Here is a 6,608-nt window from a genome sequence, read left to right on the forward strand (position 1 = left end):
GTGATCATCGAGGTATTGTGACGAAATAGAGATTTTTAGTGGCCCCTTAGATAAATTCGTGTCATCACTATCCGTAACAACTGGCCACCGCAGCAGAGCCATTGGCTTTCATCTCTTGGTATTTTTTACCGAAGGTTACCGCTACCCGATGAATTGCCTGCGACGCAGTTTGCTTTCGGTATCGTTGGAAATAACCCGGCCCACCGTTATAAGTCACATAGGTCAGACGCGCCAACTGATCGAAGCCGTTCTCATCGTTGTGCTGAGTTTTGGCAAGCACATAGTCGATTAGGTAGTGATGGAGGATTTCATTGCCGGCCAATGCGTTATAACGGATATCGTTGCGCAATGCCGAAACCTCGTAGAAGCCACGCCACACGTTGGGATTGATCTGCATGATACCAATGGCACCCGCACGTGACACGATGGGCTGAATCTGATCGCCTTTTTTGATGAACTGCCGCCAGCAACTCTCCTGCCAAGCAGTGGTGAGAGACAAGTAGCGAAAAAAATCATGATATTCATGTGATAATCGCTTAGTGCGGAGCGTTGTGCGTACCACATGACTGAGCAGATCCTCCACGAGAGGCAAGTAGGTATCGATTTCACTAGTGTGGGGCACCCATCTGTTGAGTTTTTTGACCAAAGAACGCTTCGGCGCATCCGCTGCCCATGCGGGCCTGAAAAAGAACCATGTGCCACTGTCCGTATCGGGGTCAGGTAGGGGCTCCGGTAAGGGAAGCGGCGTCCCAAAGCCAAACAACAGACGCAACTCCAGGTCGACATCCAAGCTGTAAATAAGCGGATCCTTCTCTAACTCGGGTGCCAGCATGCGGGCCATCCGCCGTAAACCGTCAGCCGATATTTCATAACCTACTTTTTCGCTTACCTGATCCATTGCCTTCAGGGCATCTGCTGCCGCCACAAAGCTTAAGTAGCGGATCGCTATGGCACCCGGCAAAGTAATTTCCAAACGTTGCAGAATGGGCGAAAGTCTTTCCCAGCTTTTCAGGAATAATTCGCGCACCGGATCCGCTGTGCCTCCCTGCCAATTGATCAACGCATCGGTTAGATCGTAGCGGCCGTCAAGCAACACTTCAAACAATGCCTGCCGTAGCTCTGCTTGCTCGGCATCTTCCGCCGCCTGCTTGATGATGAAAGTCAGGAACGCGTCCCAGTTTTGCCAAGCCACCTCCCAGCGCAACGCCTCCTCCGAAGTCAGCGCTGGCTCAGGAGGAGACACAGGAGAGACAGCCGCTGCTGGCGTAGCTTGATCGGGAATATCGAGTTGTAAAGCTAAATCGATACCCGTATCCACAATTTCAAAACCAGTGAACATAGCCGATGATAAGACGCGGTGCGTTGCGGTACCTTCAGAAGGCGTCAGCATCAACGGAATCAATGCTTGAATCTCTTGCAGTGGTATCGCGAGATCTATCTTTAACGCGCCCAACCTGGAATGGACATGCTGCTTGACCCAATCCCACAGCGTTCCCGTCACCAGAGGTTTCGCTCCTTCACGATCAAGCAAATTCGAATCGGTCACCCTAAACTCGATGACAGGCTGCTCCGGTTTGATGGTGGGGACTAGGAAAACTTCGACAAGGCCCCGCCACTTCGAAATGCGCCAGCATTGACCTGCTATTCCATGCCCAACCTTCGCTTTTACCGCGGTCACGATGCGGATACGCTCCCCGTCCGAGCCAATTTGTGGATTCGAAAGCACGAGTGTGCTGCAATCAGACTGATCATCGAATACGCGTGCCGTACCCCCCGTATCGGTATAAATTTGCGCCAGCAGCATACGATGCAGGAACGAGTAATCCAGCTTCATCGGTACACTAACGACACTTGCGCTCAAACCTGTCGTAATCAGCAACCCGATCATCAAAAATAACATGCGCATGCACTGAAAACTCATCCAGCTAACTGCCTCTCGGGAAATTCGTGTAATGTGTAAGAAAAAGAGATCTTTTTCACGTAGATCCAATCTACTGAAGGCCTAATAGATTGTCAATTACGCCATTGGAGAATAATTGAAGGATTTTAGAGAACGCGACAAGATGAAAATCATCGACATCAATGACATTCGAAAGCTGATAAAAATTGTAGGCCTAGAAGCCTTTTTCAAGAAGCTGATCGCCACACTGGAAACCGATTTTTCCCGCTGGGACGCTTTCCAAAAATCTCCGCGCCATGCCACCTATTATCCGCATGGTGTGATTGAATTAATGCCTTGTGCCGACGACCGTTACCATGCCTTTAAATATGTTAGCGGCCACCCTGGAAACACCGCACAGGGCAAATTAAGCATCGTCGGCATTGGTCAGTTGAGCGATGCAGTGACTGGCTATCCATTGCTACTCAGCGAAATGACGCTACTGACTGCCTTTCGCACGGCAGCAACCGGTGCCTTGGCCGCCAAGTATTTGGCCAAGGGAAATACCCAGACCTTGGCAATCATCGGCACGGGCGCCCAGGCAGAATTTCAGGTGCTCGGTTTTAGGACGATTTTCCCGTTAAGTACCATCCGCTACTTCGATATTGATGCGGCAGCGATGGCCAAATTCTCACGCAACATGACGCCCTACGGGTTTGAGCTGATCCCGTGCCAAAGCATCCAAGATACTATTGGTAACGCCGGCATCATCATTACAGCCACCGCAGCGAAAAAACAGCAGGTTTTATTCGACCTGCAGGCTATTGCGCCCGGCACGCATATTCACGCCATGGGAGGCGATTGTCCGGGTAAAACCGAATTGGACCTCATGTTGCTGGATGCGGCAAAAGTCGTAGTAGAATTCACGCCGCAAGCACTGATAGAAGGCGAAGTGCAACAATGTGGCGAAAGCGGTATTTACGCCGAATTATGGGAACTCATCACTCAAAGCAAACCCGGTAGAGAAAATGACGCAGAAATGACTGTGTTCGATTCAGTCGGTTTTGCGCTAGAAGATTATTCAACGTTACGGCTTATCCATGAGTTGGCTTTGGAACATTGTATCGGCAGCGAAGTGCCCATGTTACCCGAAGTGCACGATCCCAAGGATTTATTTGGTGTTTTATCCTCTTCAGGCTAATAGGCTGTCAAGCAATTGATACCAAGAAGCGTTACGTGTCTGCATAAAATGTCTCGACTATCGTTCTCATCAGCCGCAACGTTTTGCCCTGCTGATCACTTTCGGGATTGAACTCACTGATTTCCAGACCACAGAGTTTGGGATGATGCTTGACCGCAGCCAATGCAGCCAGCAACGCGTCTGCTCTTATGCCCCCCACTACCGGCGTTTCCACCCCAGGCGCATCTTCAGGATCGATAAAATCGAGATCAAGGCTTATGCCAATCACGCTGCACGTTTCACTCAATTGCATCACGGCAGCTTGCAACGTCTTGGCAAAATCAGTCACTTGCTCGGCAAAAATGACCTTGACGTTGGCTGTCTTTAACAAAGCGTTTTCCGCAGGTTCGTAGCTGCGGACGCCAGCCAACAGAAATTTTTCAGGATGAATGAAGCAATCAGCCGGATACACGGCGTTCAATCGTTCATCCCCTTTGCCTAGCAGCGCAGCAACCGGCATACCGTGTATATTGCCTGAAGGGGTCGTCGCAAAGGTATGCGCATCCATATGGGCATCCAGCCAGATCAAACCCAGCTCGCTGCTGGCCGGTAATCCCTGCATTACACCCGCCCATGTGCCCATTGCGCAGGAATGATCACCGCCAATCACCAAAAAAGTGCGGCCGTTTTCAACCCAGAAACGTGTGAATTCGCTCGCCCTCTGATATAAATGGGCTAATCTAGCCTCTTTGCTTCCTTCTTTTTTCGGATAGAGGATATGCCACTGCAATTGCAAGCCATTTTGCAGCACTGGCTTCAGGTTATACGCCTCGCGCAGCATTTCTGCTGCATAACCACACGTTCGCATCGGTCCACCCAGACAAGAAGCTATACCTAGTGTTTGTATTATCTTAGCCATGCGTCGATAGCCACATGATTTGGATACGATAGCGCATCGATATCATCGATCTTCTCCACTTTTTCTGATTTCAGTTATTCGTTCAATCCCACTCATCAACCATGAACCTAAAGACGCTGCCAGCACATTTTGGCATCAATGCACATGATCCCCCGGCGGCGGCATAATCTCGCCTTCTTGATTGAGCTGGGTGATCTGCTGGGTCAGCATCGCCACGTTTAGCCAACCAAAACCGTCAAATTGGGCGACCCAACGCGCACGCAAATAGCCAAATCGATCGATTAAATACTCAATATGCCCGGGCGTCATCCCCTTTCCCAGTAAATCAGGCACTGTCCTGTTCCTGCGGTACAAGAGGTAGCTGTTTCTAATTTCCTGCCAGCCTTCCGTTACCACCGGAAAAGGGACGTTCTGGGTAATCTCCGCTAATTCTTGCGTATCGAGCGCCCGTATGGGGACAGCCAGAATTTCGGTATTGTAGTTAAGCGCTAAATCTTCATAGCTTTCTTTCAATTGATTTAAGCGTTGCTGAGACTGCGGCCAGGAAAACAGAATCACTACGATATTTTTTTTCTGGCGGAAATCCTTCAAGCTCCCGCTGGAGCCATCGTGTGCAAAATATGAAAAGACGGGCGCACCGACAGCCGGCATTTCCGGCATGATCATGGTACCCAATAAGCGAGCGTCAAACCCGCGTGACAGGGCGTGCATATAATTGACGATATCCCAGCGGCTTTCCTCAGTTAACACCGCCGCAAAACCTGGCATATCGGTTTCAGGCACCCCCTCGGAGATCCAATGAAAGAAATTTCCCACCGTATGCCGTACCGTGTGCGGCTCAGTCAGCAGATCAGTCGGATCCGTGGTTAATTTCTCGGCGAGTATGCCATTGCCCTTGCCTTGCGCGCCATGGCAGCTTGCACAATGTTCGGCAAACAACGATGAACCATTCGAAATCGAAATGGCATCGAACGGCACCGGCGTTTTTCGGAATGTCTCAGGAAAAGCCTCGATCGTCAGCGGCGGTAACGCAATAGCCACTGCGATGGCCGCAAGTGTGCCCGACAACAGCAGCGTTTTCAGCCGACGCCACTGCACCTTTAACCCCAACCAGATCAGAACGGGCGCAAACAGGAAAAGTGTCAATCCAGACCAGAATCTATCCTGCACATTGGGCTCATCCCACATCGCGTCGATCACGAAGCGGAACGGATAAGGCCAGTTCTCAACGATGGCGTGCTTGGCAGGCAAGGTATTGGCCAACAAAGTAGCGAGCAACACCAAAAGCATTGCAAGCACAAATTCGATACCCACCCACTTTCTCAGATAGCTAGTCCCTTTTGCGACTTGTAGGGGTTCCTCGATTTGGGAGAGTGAAGGTAACCCATGGTAGCGCACGCGATAAGCAATCAACAGAATGATGGCCAATACCGCAAGCTTGAAATTCAATAGCCAGCCATATAAGCTGGACACCAATGTATGGTACAAATTATCCACCATACGGTCTGCGACCATCACACCGGTCACTATCAGCAACACCATTGCCGGCAGCGCCATCACCGAAAATTTTTTCAGGGCATACGCATTGAACTGCAGTAATGCTTTATCGGATTCCCTGCGCAAATCATGCACTATCAGCAGAAACGCGGGCAATGCACCAAACCAAAGACCTGCCATGAGGATATGCAACGCATAAGGTGCAATCGATTCAAATGATATTTCCTCAGCGCCAGAATGACTCAACAGCGAGCCCGCTATCAAGGGAAGCGAGGCGGCAACCGCACCCAAAACAAAATGCCATCGCCTACGATCGATGCGCCGAAGATACAACATGACGCAAAAGAGCATAAAAGCCAGTGACGCCCACGCCGTCCACATCAACCCTACCCGTGTCTGCTGCACGAGTTCGGACCAGGCCGCCGGACGCCATGTATTCGCTATCACGCCTGTTGCGTCTCCGGTTGTGGTAGCCAGAATACCGACCAATCCCAACAATATCAAACCCGCAAGCCATGGAAATACTTTTTCCAACCGTATCGCCCACGCTCCCCCCGATCTAACCTGGGGGCGTGCAACAAGGGCAAGGAAAACGCAACTTCCAAATAGAATTAAGTTGGCAGTCAATTGCGACCACCGGGAAAAAGCAGCAATGAATTCGATCATGATTTACAGCAAGAAAGTGTCGGTTGGTTTGACATCATCTGGAATATTGGTTGCAGCAGATTCGTCGCCCACTTCAACTACATTGGGCAAAGTGACTCGTTTAAAAATTGAGAGAGTATCTCATAAACGCAGCAGATAATTAAACCACAGACCACCTGATCCCAGCGATTTTAAGATGACCCCAATTTAAAGATCAGACGAAATTCTGATCGAGGAAAGAAGGTTTCAGTAGCATTGAGCTCCTCGCAGAGCTTAGCGATGACCTCATCAGTATGTACGCGTGCGCTGTGGTGCAACCGGACGGTCAAGGTTTTGTTGAGGTAGTTGGGCAAGAGGTCGGCTTCTGTGGCGTATAAGGCACGCAATATTGCCCGAGCCTGATCGGGTTTGGGTAGGAATTCACGGACGATGTTAACCATTGCCGACTCGGCGCGGTAAGCGATGATTTTAATGGTGTCGAGGAAATG

5 protein-coding genes are annotated in these 6,608 nt (G+C 50.3%); 1 reads left to right on the forward strand and 4 read right to left on the reverse strand.

Annotation, left to right across the window (positions count from 1 at the left end; genetic code table 11):
* Positions 1-67 precede the first annotated feature (67 nt).
* Positions 68-1,906 (reverse strand): transglycosylase SLT domain-containing protein, encoded by a 1,839-nt coding sequence (locus C8R30_RS12575; RefSeq protein ID WP_090671498.1) that lies wholly within the window; start codon positions 1,904-1,906, stop codon positions 68-70.
* Between the two features lie 130 nt (positions 1,907-2,036).
* Between C8R30_RS12575 and C8R30_RS12580 the strand changes: the two genes are divergently transcribed.
* Positions 2,037-3,080 carry an ornithine cyclodeaminase gene (locus tag C8R30_RS12580; protein ID WP_204799309.1) on the forward strand — a complete coding sequence of 348 codons (1,044 nt, stop codon included), beginning with the start codon at positions 2,037-2,039 and terminating at the stop codon, positions 3,078-3,080.
* 31 nt (positions 3,081-3,111) lie between these two features.
* Here C8R30_RS12580 and C8R30_RS12585 read toward each other — a convergent pair whose 3' ends face one another.
* From C8R30_RS12585 to C8R30_RS15975, 3 genes are all read right to left on the reverse strand, one after another.
* Positions 3,112-3,978, reverse strand: a complete 867-nt coding sequence (locus tag C8R30_RS12585) for an arginase (RefSeq protein WP_090671492.1) — start codon at positions 3,976-3,978, stop codon at positions 3,112-3,114.
* 135 nt (positions 3,979-4,113) lie between these two features.
* On the reverse strand, positions 4,114-6,141 hold the full coding sequence (locus tag C8R30_RS12590) for a CopD family protein (protein ID WP_090671490.1): 2,028 nt from the start codon (positions 6,139-6,141) through the stop codon (positions 4,114-4,116).
* 170 nt (positions 6,142-6,311) lie between these two features.
* A partial coding sequence (locus C8R30_RS15975; RefSeq protein ID WP_219908880.1) for a putative transposase occupies positions 6,312-6,608 on the reverse strand: 297 nt, incomplete at its 5' end.

The organism is Nitrosomonas nitrosa (assembly GCF_003051105.1).
Taxonomy (GTDB): Bacteria; Pseudomonadota; Gammaproteobacteria; order Burkholderiales; family Nitrosomonadaceae; genus Nitrosomonas; species Nitrosomonas nitrosa.

Excerpts from the sequence above, each read along its gene's own strand:
- C8R30_RS12575 (WP_090671498.1), bottom strand. The coding sequence starts at position 1,906 with ATGCGCATGTTATTTTTGATGATCGGGTTGCTGATTACGACAGGTTTG.
- C8R30_RS12585 (WP_090671492.1), bottom strand. The coding sequence starts at position 3,978 with ATGGCTAAGATAATACAAACACTAGGTATAGCTTCTTGTCTGGGTGGA.
- C8R30_RS12590 (WP_090671490.1), bottom strand. The coding sequence starts at position 6,141 with ATGATCGAATTCATTGCTGCTTTTTCCCGGTGGTCGCAATTGACTGCC.